This window comes from Streptomyces liliifuscus, from assembly GCF_016598615.1.
Taxonomy (GTDB): Bacteria; Actinomycetota; Actinomycetes; order Streptomycetales; family Streptomycetaceae; genus Streptomyces; species Streptomyces liliifuscus.
The window spans coordinates 3,903,042-3,917,806 of the sequence record NZ_CP066831.1; the positions used below are offsets into that span (position 1 = coordinate 3,903,042).

The 14,765-nt window shown below is 70.5% G+C and carries 17 protein-coding genes; 6 read left to right on the forward strand and 11 right to left on the reverse strand.

Annotated elements, in window-relative coordinates:
* Positions 1-15: 15 nt before the first annotated feature.
* From JEQ17_RS16435 to JEQ17_RS16450, 4 genes are all read right to left on the reverse strand, one after another.
* On the reverse strand, positions 16-1,410 hold the full coding sequence (locus JEQ17_RS16435; RefSeq protein WP_200395948.1) for an HD-GYP domain-containing protein: 1,395 nt from the start codon (positions 1,408-1,410) through the stop codon (positions 16-18).
* A 273-nt stretch (positions 1,411-1,683) separates the two neighbouring features.
* On the reverse strand, positions 1,684-2,073 hold the full coding sequence (locus JEQ17_RS16440; RefSeq protein WP_055617004.1) for a roadblock/LC7 domain-containing protein: 390 nt from the start codon (positions 2,071-2,073) through the stop codon (positions 1,684-1,686).
* Between the two features lie 536 nt (positions 2,074-2,609).
* The gene (locus tag JEQ17_RS16445) at positions 2,610-3,554 is read right to left on the reverse strand and encodes a DUF4388 domain-containing protein (protein ID WP_234048223.1); all 945 of its coding nucleotides are present in this window, start codon (positions 3,552-3,554) and stop codon (positions 2,610-2,612) included.
* Positions 3,551-3,916 carry a hypothetical protein gene (locus JEQ17_RS16450; RefSeq protein WP_234048224.1) on the reverse strand — a complete coding sequence of 122 codons (366 nt, stop codon included), beginning with the start codon at positions 3,914-3,916 and terminating at the stop codon, positions 3,551-3,553. The genes JEQ17_RS16445 and JEQ17_RS16450 overlap by 4 nt, the downstream gene beginning before the upstream one ends.
* Positions 3,917-4,076: 160 nt before the next feature.
* Here JEQ17_RS16450 and JEQ17_RS16455 point away from each other — a divergent pair, with 160 nt between their 5' ends.
* The gene (locus tag JEQ17_RS16455; protein ID WP_200395949.1) at positions 4,077-4,442 is read left to right on the forward strand and encodes a hypothetical protein; all 366 of its coding nucleotides are present in this window, start codon (positions 4,077-4,079) and stop codon (positions 4,440-4,442) included.
* Between the two features lie 177 nt (positions 4,443-4,619).
* Here the strand turns inward: JEQ17_RS16455 and rsrA are convergent, their stop codons facing one another.
* From rsrA to JEQ17_RS16475, 4 genes are all read right to left on the reverse strand, one after another.
* A complete protein-coding gene (gene rsrA / locus JEQ17_RS16460; RefSeq protein WP_200395950.1) occupies positions 4,620-4,940 on the reverse strand; it encodes a mycothiol system anti-sigma-R factor in 321 nt (106 codons plus the stop codon).
* Complete coding sequence (sigR, locus tag JEQ17_RS16465; RefSeq protein ID WP_200395951.1) at positions 4,937-5,617, reverse strand: RNA polymerase sigma factor SigR; 681 nt, start codon at positions 5,615-5,617, stop codon at positions 4,937-4,939. The genes rsrA and sigR overlap by 4 nt, the downstream gene beginning before the upstream one ends.
* A gap of 256 nt (positions 5,618-5,873) precedes the next feature.
* Positions 5,874-6,521, reverse strand: a complete 648-nt coding sequence (locus tag JEQ17_RS16470; RefSeq protein WP_407700056.1) for an alpha/beta hydrolase family protein — start codon at positions 6,519-6,521, stop codon at positions 5,874-5,876.
* Between the two features lies 1 nt (position 6,522).
* Positions 6,523-7,338, reverse strand: coding sequence for an SOS response-associated peptidase (locus JEQ17_RS16475; protein WP_200395952.1), 816 nt, complete (start codon positions 7,336-7,338; stop codon positions 6,523-6,525).
* A 50-nt stretch (positions 7,339-7,388) separates the two neighbouring features.
* Between JEQ17_RS16475 and JEQ17_RS16480 the strand changes: the two genes are divergently transcribed.
* From JEQ17_RS16480 to JEQ17_RS16495, 4 genes are all read left to right on the forward strand, one after another.
* Positions 7,389-8,111, forward strand: coding sequence for a M50 family metallopeptidase (locus JEQ17_RS16480; RefSeq protein ID WP_200395953.1), 723 nt, complete (start codon positions 7,389-7,391; stop codon positions 8,109-8,111).
* A 161-nt stretch (positions 8,112-8,272) separates the two neighbouring features.
* Complete coding sequence (gene aroA, locus JEQ17_RS16485; protein WP_200395954.1) at positions 8,273-9,589, forward strand: 3-phosphoshikimate 1-carboxyvinyltransferase; 1,317 nt, start codon at positions 8,273-8,275, stop codon at positions 9,587-9,589.
* Between the two features lie 16 nt (positions 9,590-9,605).
* Positions 9,606-10,616, forward strand: coding sequence for a ribosome small subunit-dependent GTPase A (rsgA, locus tag JEQ17_RS16490; protein WP_200395955.1), 1,011 nt, complete (start codon positions 9,606-9,608; stop codon positions 10,614-10,616).
* A 134-nt stretch (positions 10,617-10,750) separates the two neighbouring features.
* Positions 10,751-11,074, forward strand: a complete 324-nt coding sequence (locus JEQ17_RS16495; RefSeq protein ID WP_200395956.1) for a DMT family transporter — start codon at positions 10,751-10,753, stop codon at positions 11,072-11,074.
* Between the two features lie 37 nt (positions 11,075-11,111).
* Here the strand turns inward: JEQ17_RS16495 and JEQ17_RS16500 are convergent, their stop codons facing one another.
* Positions 11,112-11,723, reverse strand: coding sequence for a TetR/AcrR family transcriptional regulator (locus tag JEQ17_RS16500; RefSeq protein WP_200395957.1), 612 nt, complete (start codon positions 11,721-11,723; stop codon positions 11,112-11,114).
* Positions 11,724-11,977: 254 nt separating this feature from the next.
* Here JEQ17_RS16500 and hisN point away from each other — a divergent pair, with 254 nt between their 5' ends.
* Entirely contained in the window at positions 11,978-12,778 is an 801-nt protein-coding gene (gene hisN / locus JEQ17_RS16505; RefSeq protein ID WP_055617014.1) for a histidinol-phosphatase, read from the forward strand.
* A 37-nt stretch (positions 12,779-12,815) separates the two neighbouring features.
* On the opposite strand, the gene JEQ17_RS16510 is transcribed toward hisN, so the two are convergent.
* Both JEQ17_RS16510 and JEQ17_RS16515 read right to left on the reverse strand, forming a co-directional pair.
* The gene (locus tag JEQ17_RS16510; protein ID WP_200395958.1) at positions 12,816-14,051 is read right to left on the reverse strand and encodes a tyrosine-type recombinase/integrase; all 1,236 of its coding nucleotides are present in this window, start codon (positions 14,049-14,051) and stop codon (positions 12,816-12,818) included.
* Between the two features lie 79 nt (positions 14,052-14,130).
* Positions 14,131-14,376 (reverse strand): helix-turn-helix domain-containing protein, encoded by a 246-nt coding sequence (locus tag JEQ17_RS16515; protein ID WP_200395959.1) that lies wholly within the window; start codon positions 14,374-14,376, stop codon positions 14,131-14,133.
* Between the last annotated feature and the right edge of the window lie 389 nt (positions 14,377-14,765).

The window sequence follows — 14,765 nt, forward strand, 5'->3', positions numbered from 1 at the left end:
CGATGCCGGGGGTGGTCATCGCGTGGTCTCGCCGACGCTTTTGCGGTGACCGGATGGCGTGCTGGAAACGGGCGGAGTGGGTGGGTAAGGCTCGCCGCGCAGCGGTGTCTCGTCGGCGGTGACAACGGGATGCCACCCCCCGCGGGCAAGCCCCCGCACCAGCGCCTCCACCATCCGCGGATCGAACTGCGCCCCCGCACACCGCTCCAACTCCTCCAGCGCGGCCGCAACAGGCCGCGCCCGACGGTACGACCGAGTGGACGTCATCGCGTCGAAGGCGTCCGCGACCGCCACCACCCGCGCGAACTCCGGAATCTGGCCCCCCTTGAGCCCGTACGGATACCCGCTCCCGTCCAGCCGCTCGTGGTGATGCAGGATCGCCGACCTGGCCTCCCCCAGAAATCCGATCCCGCGCACCATCTCGTGCCCGTACTCGGGATGCAGTTCGATCACCCGCCGCTCCTCGGGCGTCAGTGGCCCGTCCTTGCGCAACAGCCGCGTGGGGACCCCGAGTTTGCCGACATCGTGGAGGATCCCGGCGAACCTGAGCACCTCGGCCCGCTCGTCGTCCATGCCCAGTTCGCGCGCGATCACCATCGACGCCTGCCCCACCCGCTCGCTGTGCCCGCGCGTGTACCCGTCCTTGATGTCGACGGCCTGCACGAGCGCCCGGATGGTCGCCTGGTGGGCGGCCCGTTCCCGGTGGTACTGCGCGAACACCCACCACGACACGTACATCGGCAACAGCACGAGGAGCGCGGCGACCGGCCCGTACGGACTGCGCCAGAGGACCGCCATCATCAGCCCGGCCAGACCGTGCACGGCGACGGGCGCGAGCGAGCGGAGAAAGAGCCCGCGCCAGGCGGCCCGTACGGGCACCCGCTCGGCGAGCACCAGGATCCCGCCGTCGAGCACGGTCAGCACCAGGCAGAACGCCACGACGGCCGCACCGGCGGTCACCAGGACGTACGGGAAGTCCGACGAGAGGACCGCGTCCCGCCCGCCGAGCGCCCAGTGCACCCAGGAGGCGGCCCACGCGGCGAGCGCGAGCTGCCCGGCCCGCCACACCCGGCGCAGCCACCGCGGCCGCTGCTCGACCCGGGTCAGCAGCGCCCCCGGCAGGGCAATGAGCGCCGCGGCCGGAGGCGGCAGCAGAAAGGCCGCGGCGAGGAGCACGGGCGTGTGCCACCTGGGGGAACCGCCCGGTTCCCCGGACACCCCCGCGCCCTCGGGTGCGCGGCCCGCCGCGAACCGGCTTCCGGCGAACAGTTCGCACCCCGCGCAGAGCACCGCGAAGAGCAGCACCGCACCCCACGGCGCGTGCGTGGCCGGCAGTGGGAGGGCGCAGCACGCCGCTCCGAGCGCGGTGCAGACGACGTAGACACGCGCCCACGGCGAAACCGGCCGCATGGCGCTCCCTTCCCTGTGGCCCGGCCCCTGTCGGCCGACCGGGCGGGGCGGCTCCGGCACAAGCCCCGTACAGGCCTTGGGACATGGACGATAGGACGGCCGGGCACGGCTCGGGGGAGGCATGGAACGATTCGTCGGGCCCAGGAGGCAGATTCGCCCGTTCGAGTGAGCCGGGTACGCGCGGGGCACCGCGTCGTCGTCAAAGCGCTGTCAGAGCGTCGTCGAAGCGCGCCGGATCGCCCTCAGAGCACCCTTCGAGCCTTGTCGAAGCCGTCAGTGCGCCACATCGGCCGCGAGCGCCCGGCTCAGCTGCTCCACCGTCGCCGGTGACTCGCGCTGGAACGCGGGGATGTCGAGGCCGTCGTCCCCCATGACGGTCAGCAGGGCCCGGTCGCCGACCGCCATCACGATGACGTGTCCGGAGCCGCACCTCGCCACCACCTCGCGGAGCGCGCCCACGCCCGCCTGGTCCGCCATCCGCCGCCCCACGCCGAGCGTCGCGGCGGCGAGCGCGGCGACGGACTCGGGGTGGACGGAGTCGGAGTCGTGGACGACGAGGAGGCCGTCCGCCGTGGACAGAACGCTCTGGGAGATCCCCATCACCCGGTCCCGCAGAGAGGTCAGGATCTCGGTCAGGGGACTGGGCGGCGGCTGTTCACTCATGACGAGCTCCTTGCTAAAGGCATATGCAATCCTGGTACGGTCCAACTGGTACGTTCCAACGGGTCAGTCGGATTCCGGCAGTCCCGTCAGGCCCCGGCGGACACGGCGGAGCATGTCGACCGAGGGTTGGTCGGCGGCAAGGTCCTCGGGCGAGAGCATGGGGAGAACGAACGGCTGCGCCCCCGGGGATTCACCGGCGGTGTCCCCGTCGGCCCCGGACGACGAGGCCGCGCCCCGCACGGGCAGTGGCGGCCTGCCGACCGGTGGTGCCGGTCGCGACGGCGGTGCCTGTTGTACCGGCTGTGTCTGTTGCACCGGCGGTGCCTGTTGCACCTGCGGCGCCTGTGGGAGCCGCGGTGCCTGTGGGAGCCGCGGTGCCTGTGGAACCTGCGACCGAGTGCCGGATTCGGTGGAGCGTCCGGGCCGCGCCTGTGGGGCGTCCGCGTCCGGTCCTCGCACCCGCTGCTTCGCGGCCCGCCTCGCTTCGGCCTCCGTGCTCCGTCGGCGCATCGCTGCCCGACGTCTGCGTGAGCTCACTACCCCCCCGTCCCCCCGTCGTTACCTGCGGCAAAAGCACTGCTTCCCCCCGCGGGCCGTTGGCCCGCCGGACCCTCGCGTGCCGGCCCTTCTCCCACCCTCGACGCACCGCCCGGCCTGCGCCTCGGCAGTGGTTCGGCCTTCGACTGCGACCCGAACCCGGCCTCTGATCCTGACCCGGCGCCGGACCTCGACGGCTGCGGTGTCGCGGAGCGCCGTTCGGGCAGTACGCGCGGCGCGGTGCTCGGCCTGCCGCCGGATTCCCTGCCCGCGTCCCACCGGACGAGGTCCAGCGCCTCCAGCCGGGTCAGGTCGAGCATGACCGCGTACAGCCCGCGCCCGAGTGTGAAGGCGATGTCCCGGGCCGTACGACGCCCGTTGACGGTGTTCAGCACGGACTGATGGCGGAGCGACAGCCAGCGGCCGGGCCCGGGGCCCGGAACCGGTGTGGGCCGCACGCGCGCGAGTTCCCCCGGCGCCCCCCACGGGCCGGAGAGCTGCGCCATGCGCCGGGTGGTCTCCTCGGTCAGCCGCCGCGGTTCCACACCCGGCGTGGCGAGGAGAGTGGGTTCGGGGTCGCTCAGTGTCCAACTGCCGGGCGGACCCAGCGCCATGGCGAAGGCCGCGTCGAACACGGCCGCGGTGCACACGACCTCCAGTTCGGCGGCGCCGATCAGGCCCGCGGCCACCAACTGCCCGCCCAGCCGGTCCACATCACGCTCCGCCGCACACGCGGCCAGCCAGGCCTCGTCGTCGATGCGGCCCGGTGTGAGCAGGACCGACGTGGCGGTCGGCGCGCCCGGTGTCTCGACCGCGCCGATCAGACCACGCCTCAGATGAATCGTTCCGCCCGGGGAACCGGAGACCCGCACCGTGCCGGTGAAGCCCTCCTCGTACAGCCCCTGCAGAAGCGCGGGCAGATTGCGCGCCGGGGCTCCCGTCATGCGAGCACCTCGGCGACCCGGTCGCCCAGACTCCGCGTGGCGAGCGCCAGGTTGGCCCGCTCCCGGTCCATGCCGGCCGCCAGCAGCAGGGGGTCGCCGGCCGGCCGTGCCACCGCGAGCAGCACCTGATGGCGCCGCGCGCTGGTCGTGATCACGCTCTCCAACTCCCCCTCGGCGCCCGCCTGCCCGAGCCGTTCGACGATGAGCGCGGCGAGTTCGGCGCACTCCGCCCCGCCCGCGGCCTCCTCGGAGTCCCCGGCCACCCCGTAGGTGAGGCCCGTGACCGCGTCGACCAGGGCGACACCCGTGACCCCGGGGGAGTCGAGGAGCCGGGCCAGGGAGGCTTCAACGGCCGTTGTCATTTCCCCGTTTCCCCCTTCACGTCCGAACGTCGCACAGTACTTTGAACATCAACTAACGCAACAGGTAACAAATTTGATGTTTTGTGACGCACAAGCCACTTGTGTTCGATCGTAGTTGTACGAGCAACGACCGTCAGCGTCACTGAGGAATTGGGGCAACGTGAACATCGAGACCGCACTCAAGGAAGCCATGACCGTGGACGGGGCGATCGGCGTCGCCCTCGTCGACTACGAAAGCGGAATGTCGCTCGGCACGCTCGGCGGGGGGCCGGCGCTCGACCTGGAACTCGCCGCCGCGGGCAACACCGAGGTGGTGCGCTCGAAGATGCGCACGCTGGCGTCGCTTGCCATGGACGACACCATCGAGGACATCCTGATCACGCTGGGCCAGCAGTACCACCTGATCCGCCCGCTCGGCAGCAGCAGCGGCTCGCTCTTCCTCTACCTCGCGCTCGACCGGTCGCGCAGCAACCTGGCGCTGGCCCGGCACAGCCTGAAGCGGATCGAGAACGGCCTGGAGGTCTGAAACGGCCCAGGACGTCGGAGGTGAGACGCCACTGCCCGCGGCCGGACCGGTCAACCCGGTCCGGCCGCGGGCAGCTTGGCGACCGGGGCCGGTGCCAGGACCGGCAGCGCGGAAGAAGGAACCGCGGAGGTGGGCACCGTGCCGAGGCGGAGACCGCGGAGGCAGGAACCGGGGCGCTCAGCCCTCCGTGGCGGCCGCTCCGCGGACGTCGGCGACGGTGACGTCGTGCTCCGGCACGGTCTCGCCGGAGCGGATCAGCTCGATACGGCCCATGACCTTCGCCCGGAGGTCGGTCGGCACGTCGTCATGGCCGCAGCACCGCTTGACCAGCTTCTTCACGGCCTGCTCGAGGCCGTACTTCTCCAGGCACGGGGAGCACTCCTCGAAGTGCACCTCGAACTTGGTGCAGTCGGCATCCGGCATCTCCCGGTCGAGGAACTCGTAGAGATGATCGAGTACTTCACTGCAGTCCGTCTCGTGCGGCTCTCCGCAGCTCATGAGCCCGAGCCTTTCGTTCCGTCCGACTCCCCGGCGCCCGCCGGGACCAGGCCGCGGTCCTTCGCGTAGTCCTCGAGCATGCCGCGCAGCTGGCGGCGGCCCCGGTGCAGCCGGGACATCACCGTACCGATGGGTGTCCCCATGATGTCCGCGATCTCCTTGTACGCAAAGCCCTCTACGTCGGCGAGGTAGACCGCGATGCGGAATTCCTCGGGGATCGCCTGCAGCGCTTCCTTGACGTCCGAGTCGGGCAGGTGATCGAGCGCCTGCGACTCGGCGGAGCGCAGACCGGTCGACATGTGCGACTCGGCGCGCGCCAGCTGCCAGTCCTCGATCTCCTCGGCGGCGGACCGCTGGGGCTCGCGCTGCTTCTTGCGGTACGAGTTGATGAAGGTGTTGGTGAGGATCCTGTACAGCCACGCCTTGAGGTTGGTGCCCTCACGGAACTGGTGGAAGGACGCGTACGCCTTCGCGTACGTCTCCTGCACCAGGTCCTCGGCGTCGGCCGGGTTCCGCGTCATGCGCAGCGCGGCCGAGTACATCTGGTCGAGGAACTCCAGCGCGTCCCGCTCGAAGCGCGCACTGCGCTCGGCGGTCGACTCGCCGCTGCCCGGGCCCTCGGGCTGCTCCGCCTGGCCGTGTTCGGTCCCTGCGTCGGTCCCTGTGACCGGACCCACCTCCTCCAGAGTCTGGGCAGGACCGAAACCGGACCCACCAGAATCGGAGGATAGACGACGATCCGGCCCGGCCGCCGCCCGAATAGGGGTGGTCTTTGCCGCATGCAGAACGGACCACTCCAGGTCAGCGCTGCTGCTACGGCTCGGGCAGATGGTCGAACCCATGCGGCGGACTTCCTCTCATGCGACTTCTCACAGCACGTGTCGTGCTGTCTGATCCGCACAACAGTGGCCCGGGGCTCAGCATTCCCGGGGGTCACCCGAGTGATGAGGTCCACTTCAGTACGCCATCGGTGACGATCTTCAGGGCCTCGCCCTGGTCGAGAGGAGCACGCTTCGGCACGGCGAAGCCATGATCGCCGTACGGCACCTCGACCATCTCGTACGCGCCCTCCGGGAACTCCTCAGGCCTGCCGAACGGGTCATTGCCGCCCTGGACGACGAGCGTGGGCACCCCGGCTCCGAGCAGTTCGTCGGCACGGGACTTCTCCGGCCTGCCCGGCGGATGAAGGGGGAAGCTGAGCGCGAGGACGGCGTGGGCGCCGAGTTCGGTGGCGGTGCGGCAGGCGACACGGGCTCCGGCGCTGCGCCCACCCGCGATCACGGGCAGTCCGGGCTTCACCAGTGCCGGCCAGATGCCGCGCCATCCCACGTCCAGCGTCTTCGGCGCGGGCGCGAGCTTCTTGCCCGCCACCCGCCAGGGCTGCTCGACCAGGGCCACGCTCACACCGTGCGCGGGCAGCTCGGCGGCGAGCGCCCGGAGGTCCCGCGCCTCGATCCCGCCGCCGGCGCCATGGCTGACGGCCAGCACCAGCCGCGCCTTCCTCGCCCGGTGCCATGTGACGCGGGCCGTACCCGCGTCGGTGTCGATGGTCTCGATGATCTCCGTCACATGATCCGTCACGTCAGAAGAGTGTGCCCTCTTCGGGCCCCTCCAGCTCCTTCAGCAGCTCCGGCCCGTTGTTGCGGACGTTGCTCACCGCGGTGGAGACGGGGTACGCCCGCATCAGCCCCTCCGGGGGAGGCGCGAGCAGGGAGCGCAGGTCCTCGACGTCCGTGCGGGACGGGTCGAGCCAGGAGTCCCAGCGGTCCGGGGTGAGCATCAGCGGCATACGCGGGTGGATGTCGGCCAGCGCGCGCGGCCCCTCCTCCGGGCCGACGGCGAGCGGCGAGGTCTCCGCCTCCGTGGTGATGACCGAGCACGTCACCCACCAGGCCCGCGGATGGTCGTCGGGCAGCGTCTTGTCCCGCCAGAACTCGTACAGCCCGGCCATCGCGAAGACGGAACCGTCGGCGGGAAGCACGAAGTACGGCTGCTTGCGCGGCCGCTTCTTCTTGCCCTCGACCTCCAGATCGCGCTCTCCGGAGCCGGTCACCCACTCGAAATAGCCATCGGCGGGGATGATGCAGCGCCGGGTGGCGAAGGCCCGCCGGTACGAGGGCTTCTCGTGGACGGTCTCGGCCCGGGCGTTGATCATCCGGGCGCCGCCCTCGGGAGTCTTCGACCAGGACGGGACGAGTCCCCACTTGAGCGTGCGCAGCTGCCGAACCGGCTTCGGGTCTTCCGCGTCCTTAAGAGGACGGTCCAGGACCGCGTAGACCTCTTTGGTGGGAGCCACGTTGTAGTCGGGGGCCAGAGCCTCCTCCGGCTCCCACTTCTCGATCTCAAAGATTCCTGCGAGATCCTCGGGCCTACGACTCGCTGCATACCGTCCGCACATACGTGCAACACTGCCAGATTCCGAGCCAGCCAGAGGAGCCCTCACCCACAATGGACAGCATCGCCGCCACCTCGCTGGCCACCCTCTGGGACGAGGTATTCGGGAGCCAGCCCGACCCGGACACCTGGGTGGTCATAGCCACGATGGTCGCGGCACTGGCCGTGATCGTCCCGCACAACATCTGGCGGCTCTCGCGCAACGCCATCACCATCGCGCACGAGGGCGGCCACGGTCTGGTCGCGCTGCTCACGGGTCGCAGCCTCAGCGGTATCCGACTGCACTCCGACACCAGCGGCCTCACCGTCAGCCGCGGCAAGCCGACCGGTCTCGGCATGATCCTCACGGCGGCCTCGGGCTACACCGCTCCCCCGCTGCTCGGCCTCGGCGGCGCCGCGCTGCTGGCCGCGGGCCACATCACGGCCCTGCTGTGGCTGGCCACGCTGCTCCTCGTGGCGATGCTGGTGATGATCCGCAACGCGTACGGCGCCCTCACGGTCCTCCTCACCGGCGGCACGTTCGTGGTGGTGTCCTGGCTGGCCGGCCCCCAGGTCCAGGCCGCCTTCGCCTACGCCGTCGTCTGGTTCCTCCTCCTCGGCGGCGTCCGCCCGGCCTTCGAACTCCAGATGAAGCGCAGCCGCGGCGGAGCCGGCGACTCGGACGCCGACCAGCTCTCCCGTCTGACCCACGTCCCGGCAGGCCTGTGGCTGTTCCTGTTCCACACGGTGTCACTGTGCGCACTGATGGGCGGGGGCAGGTGGCTGCTGGGGTTGTGAGCCGCGCCCCGTAAGGGGCGCGGGGAACTGCGCGACCAGCCACACACGACCCGCAGCCGCCCAACCACACAAATCCCCCGAGCTCTCAGGCGCACCCCACGGAGTGGTTCCGCCCCTTTCGATCAAGATCTCCGCAAGTGGCAAACCATTAAAGTGAGGGCATGCCCGTTAACGCCGCCCACACCGCCCTCTGGCCCGCCCCGCACGCGAGCGGAGCCGTCGACGCGACGGTCCACGTGCCCGGGTCCAAGTCGGTCACCAACCGCGCCCTCGTCCTCGCCGCCCTCGCGGCGGAGCCCGGCTGGCTGCGCCGCCCCCTCCGCTCCCGCGACACCCTCCTGATGGCCGGCGCCCTGCGTGCGATGGGCGTGGGCATCGAGGAGGGCGTGGGCCCCGACGGCTCCGGCGAGGCCTGGCGGGTCATCCCCTCGGGCCTGCACGGCCCGGCCACGGTCGACGTCGGCAACGCAGGCACGGTGATGCGCTTCCTGCCCCCGGTCGCCGCCCTCGCCGACGGCCCCATCCGCTTCGACGGCGACCCGCGTTCGTACGAGCGCCCCCTGCACGGAGTGATCGACGCGCTGCGCGCCCTCGGCGCCCGTATCGACGACGACAGCCGCGGCGCGCTGCCGCTGACCGTGCACGGCTCCGGGGCGCTGGAGGGCGGCCCGGTGGAGATCGACGCGTCCTCGTCGTCCCAGTTCGTGTCGGCGCTCCTGCTCTCCGGCCCGCGCTTCAACCAGGGCGTGGAGGTGCGGCACACCGGCTCCAGGCTCCCCTCCATGCCGCACATCCGGATGACCGTCGACATGCTGCGCTCGATCGGTGCCCAGGTGGACACCCCGGAGTCGGGCGGCGAGCCGAACGTCTGGCGGGTCACGCCGGGCGCGCTCCTGGGCCGCGATCTGACGGTCGAGCCGGATCTGTCGAACGCCCAGCCCTTCCTGGCGTCCGCCCTGGTCACCGGCGGCAGGGTCGTCATCCCGGACTGGCCGCTCCGCACCACCCAGCCCGGTGACAAGCTGCGTGAGATCTTCACCGAGATGGGCGGTTCCTGCGAACTGACCGACCGGGGCCTGGAGTTCACCGGCTCCGGTTCGATCCACGGCATCGACGTGGACCTGGGCGAGGTCGGCGAGCTGACCCCGGGCATCGCGGCGGTGGCGGCCCTCGCCGACTCCCCCTCCACCCTCCGCGGTGTGGCCCATCTGCGCCTGCACGAGACGGACCGGCTGGCCGCGCTCACCAAGGAGATCAACGAGCTGGGCGGCGACGTCACCGAGACCGCCGACGGCCTCCACATCCGCCCGCGCCCACTGCACGGCGGAATCTTCCACACGTACGACGACCACCGCATGGCCACCGCGGGCGCGATCATCGGCCTCGCGGTCGACGGCGTACAGATCGAGAACGTGGCGACGACGGCGAAGACCCTGCCGGACTTCCCCGATCTGTGGACCGGAATGCTCGGGAACTGACGGGCGGACCGGGATCATGCGCCGTTACGGCAAGCACACCGACGAGGACGACATCCGCCAGCGCCCGAACCGCAAGGGCAACCGGCCTCGTACGAACATCCGCCCCAAGCACGAGGAGGCGGTCGAGGGCATGGTCCTGACCGTCGACCGGGGTCGTCTGACCTGCCTGGTCGACGGCCGTGTCGTCATGGCGATGAAGGCCCGCGAGCTGGGCCGCAAGGCCGCGGTCGTCGGCGACCGGGTGGCCATCGTCGGCGACCTGTCCGGCGAGAAGGACACCCTCGCTCGCATCGTCCGCATCGAACCGCGCACCTCCGTGCTGCGCCGCACGGCCGACGACGACGATCCGTACGAGCGTGTGGTCGTCGCCAACGCCGACCAGCTGGCCATCGTCACGGCCCTGGCCGACCCCGAGCCCCGCCCGCGCCTCATCGACCGCTGCCTGGTGGCGGCGTACGACGGCGGCCTGGACCCCCTGCTCGTCCTGACGAAGTCGGACCTGGCCCCGCCCGACGAACTCCTTGAGCTGTACGGGGCGTTGGGCGTCCCGTACGTCGTGACGAGCCGTCAGGAGCTGGAGAGCGGCGAGGCGCTGGACCGCGTGCACAAGCAGCTGGACGGCAAGATCACGGCCTTCGTCGGACACTCGGGCGTCGGCAAGACGACGCTGGTCAACGCGCTCGTGTCACGGGAGCGGCGGCGCTCGACGGGCGTGGTCAACGCGGTCACCGGCCGCGGCAGGCACACCACGACGTCGGCGCGGGCGATCCCCCTGCCCGACAACGACGGCTGGGTCGTCGACACGCCGGGCGTACGGTCCTTCGGTCTGCACCATGTGGATCCGTCCCGGGTCATCAAGGCCTTCCCGGATCTGGAGCCCGGCACCGAGGGCTGTCCGCGCGCGTGCAGCCACGACGAACCGGACTGCGCACTGGACGCGTGGGTGGCCGAGGGTCACGCGGATCCGGCCCGCCTCTACTCACTGCGCCGGCTGCTCTCCACGCGCGAGCGGCGCGAGGGGGACTGATCTCCGGCCGATCCGCGACCGATCTCCGCTTGACCTCAGTGTTGTTTGCATCCCCGCTGCGACGGTAAAGGCATAATCGCACCAAGCGGGATGCAAGCGAGACGAAGCGGTCACGGAGCGTGGGAGGGCATCACATGGCGTGGCTGCTGGTTGTCGTGGCGGGGCTCCTGGAGACGGGTTTCGCCGTCTGCCTCAAGCTCTCCCACGGCTTTACGAGACTCTGGCCCACGGTGGCCTTCTGCATCTTCGCCCTGGGCAGCTTCGGCCTGCTCACGCTGTCCCTCAAGAAACTGGACGTGGGCCCCGCCTACGCGGTCTGGACAGGCATCGGCGCGGCCGGCACCGCCATCTACGGCATGATCTTCCTCGACGACCTGGTCTCCACCCTGAAGATCGTCTCGATCTCCCTGGTGATCATAGGAGTCATCGGCCTGCAGCTGTCGGGCTCGTCCCACTAGGAGCAGGCCACCTGTCTGTGGGCAGGCGTTCCGCGCATCAACTCACCGACCGCACAGTCGTCAAGGCGTCCCGAACCATCCCCGCCGTACCGCCCTCCCCGGCAGGGGCCAGCACACACGACACCCCCAGCCGCACCACGAGCTCACAGGCCCGGGCCAGCTCCGAGGCCTCGGACTTCGACGTCCCGGGCACGGTCAGCGATGCGACGGCCCGGTCCCGTACAAGACCCACGAAGTCCCCCGGCGACGGCAACGGCCCATCGGCCCTGCGCTGAGCGGGCACGGCCGACGAGGACGGCACCGCGGACAGGGTGGGAGAGGGCAGCCTCTCCGCCCAGCACCCCGTGAGCATCGCCCGCACCAGCGCGTTCCCCCGAGCCGCCGACACCGTCCACTCCGCCGCGGCGGCCAACCGCTCCCGGGGCTCGGCATGGCTCACCAGAGCCCGCTCGACGCCCGCGAGATACGCGTCGGCCTCCCGCCGTACGAGCGCACGCGCGAGCCCGTCCTTGCTCCCGAACTCGTTGTAGAGGGTCTGCCGCGAGACCCCGGCCGCGGCGGCCACGTCGACCATCCGCACGGCGGACCACGGACGCCGTCCGAGCGCCGTGTAGGCGGCGTCCAGTAGGGATTCCCGCGCTGCAGGCATCGTCGCCTCCCGGGGGCGATCGGCTCTGCGCTTCAGAGTTGACGCGCACGGAGGCACTGTCAAGGGTTCGCGGCACCGCCGGGGGGGGCGCCAAGCGCCGCCGAGGGGCGCGCGACCGTGCCGGACCGCGGCTCGCCGCGGGGGTGCGACCGGCCGCGGCGGGGTGCGACCGCCCGCATCCGACCCGTACCTGTAACACAACCCCCGGTCTCCCCCCGTTCCCCGCGGAGCGACCCGGAAGATACGGTTCGCTCATGCCCGACTATCGCGATGACCTGCGCCTCGCCCATGTCCTGGCGGACGCCGCCGACGCCGCGACGATGGACCGGTTCAAGGCGCTCGACCTCAAGGTCGAGACCAAGCCGGACATGACCCCGGTGAGTGAGGCCGACAAGGCCGCCGAGGAGCTGATCCGCGGCCACCTCCAACGGGCACGGCCGCGGGACGCGATCCTCGGCGAGGAGTACGGCGTCGAGGGCACCGGCCCCCGCCGCTGGGTGATCGACCCGATCGACGGCACCAAGAACTACGTACGCGGCGTACCCGTCTGGGCCACGCTCATCGCGCTCATGGAGGCGAGTGAGGGCGGCTATCAGCCGGTCGTGGGCGTGGTTTCCGCGCCCGCGCTGAGCCGCCGCTGGTGGGCGGCGAAGGGTCACGGCGCGTTCACCGGCCGCAGTCTGTCGTCCGCGTCCCGGCTGAAGGTCTCCCAGGTCTCGCGCATGCGGGACGCGTCCTTCGCGTACTCCTCGCTGAGCGGCTGGGAGGAGCGCAGCCTGCTCGACGGCTTCCTCGACCTGACCCGCGAGGTGTGGCGCACGCGCGCGTACGGCGACTTCTGGCCGTACATGATGGTCGCCGAGGGCTCGGTCGACATCTGCGCGGAGCCCGAACTGTCGCTGTGGGACATGGCGGCGACCGCGATCGTCGTGACCGAGGCGGGCGGCTCCTTCACGGGCCTCGACGGCCGCCCGGGCCCGCACAGCGGCAACGCGGCCGCGTCGAACGGCATCCTCCACGACGAGTTGCTGGGGTATCTGAACCAGCGCTACTGAAGCCGCCTAGGGCTTGACCTGCACGTTTCCCCTATCCTCACCCCTCCTGGGCCGTCGTGGGGCCGTCATCGGCCTTCGGGCCGTCCTCGAACGCGCGGTTCACCGCTTCCCGCGTGCGCTTCTCGCTGCTCGGCATCAGGTGCGTGTACGTCCGCAGCGTGAAGCCGGGGTCATGGTGTCCCAAGTACTCCGACAACGCCTTGATGCTCTCCCCCGCGTCCAACAGAACGGACGCGTAGAAGTGCCTCAGTGCGTGCATGCCGTTCTGCCTGCCGCGCGGGATGCCTGCCTTGTCGAGGGCGGGCCGCCACGCTTTGAGGTTGAAGGAAAAGCGATTCACCGCGCGCCCCTCGGCATTGGGGAAGAGAAGGGAGTGCGTGACCGGTGAACCGTCGACCGACCGCCAGGGCAACGGCACGGCCAAGGGCGGATGCTGCGCGATATGAGCCTCAAGCGCGCGAGCAACGCTCTCAGGCAGAGGGACCGTACGTGCCTTGCCGCCCTTGGGAAGCGCGAACACCTGCTTCGTGGCGATGAGTTTGACCTGCCGGACGATGTGAACGACTCCTTCGACGAAGTCCACATCGTCAACGGCCAGGCCAAGCACTTCGCCCTGCCGCATGCCGCACCCGCCGGCCAGATCCACCATGGCTCGGTACCGCTCCGGCAGTTCCGAGCGCATCGCCAGCACGCGCTCAGGTCCCCACGGAACGATCCGGCGAGGTTCCGGCTTCGGTGCCTTCACGGACGACGAACGGCACGGGTTGTGCGGGATCAGGCGATCGTCGACGGCAGCCGCCAACATCGCGTTGAGGTTCGCGAAGATGACCCGCTGATAGGCGGGGGCCAATCCCCCGTCTTCGAGCTTTCGCAGCCACTCGCGGATATGGATCGGCCGCAGTGAGTCGAGCGAGCGGCTGCCGAGGTGCGGCAGGACGTGAAGGCGGATGCGCGTCTCCGTGCTCACGAACGTACTGGGGTCCATGGTGAGAGACGCCAACCACCGTTCGGCGTGCTGCCGCACGGTGAGGCGACCGGCCCGAGGGTCGATGTACTGCCCGCGCGTCATGTCCGCCTCGATCCCGGACAGCCACTTCTCGGCGAGTCGCTTCTGCCCATCGGGGAAGCTCTTGGACTTCTCGGTGCCGTCGGGGCCGATGTACCGGGCCCGGTAGCGCAGGCCGCTTCCGTGGCGGTCACTCTTCACACGGGCGGTCTTGCCGTCGGCGTTGGTCTCGGTCTTGTACCAGCGGTCTTGGATGTGGCCTGCCATGTGGCGGCGGTCCTCTCAACACGCAGCAGGGAGAGCCGCCGGGTAGCGGCTCTCCCTGCTGTCTGCGGTGGGTGTTGGGTCAGGCGGCGTCTTGGTCGGTGCTCTTGCGTTCGGCCACGTGGGCGAGCACGTCGGCGGGGTCGTAGCGGATGTACTTGCCGATGCGGAATCCGGGCGGACCGATGCGCTTCTTGCGCCACTGGTAGACGGTTTCTTTGGGCACCTCGAAGATCTCAGCGATGTCGTCGGAGGTGAGGTACCGATCGGGCAGGCCGCCGCGAAGGGTGGCGCGCGGGTCGGACTGAGCGGAACTGGTTCGGCTCATGGGATTCCTCGGAGGTTGAGGCACGTCGCGTGGGGCCTCGGACTCCGTGTGTGTCCGAGGTTCGGATTTCTGCGTCACCGCGTCATCAGCGTCACTTGAGGCTCTGACCTGCGGGTTTAGGTGACGCGGCCGTTCGGGGCTGCGTCACCGGTGCGTCATCGGCTGCGTCATCTGGTGACGCAGGTGACGCAGGATGACGCAGAGCCATCCGTCTGCGTCATCGCTGTTAGCGCAGATCAGCGGCCGTTTTCCGGCTCGGGTGACGCAGGTGACGCAGCGTCTTCCTACTTAGGACAAAGAAGGGGCCGCCTGTAGTACCTCGGTGCGCCTTACAGAGCGAAGAAGGAGCCGCTGCGCGGCGCGACCTTGGGGCGGCGTTCCGCCGAACA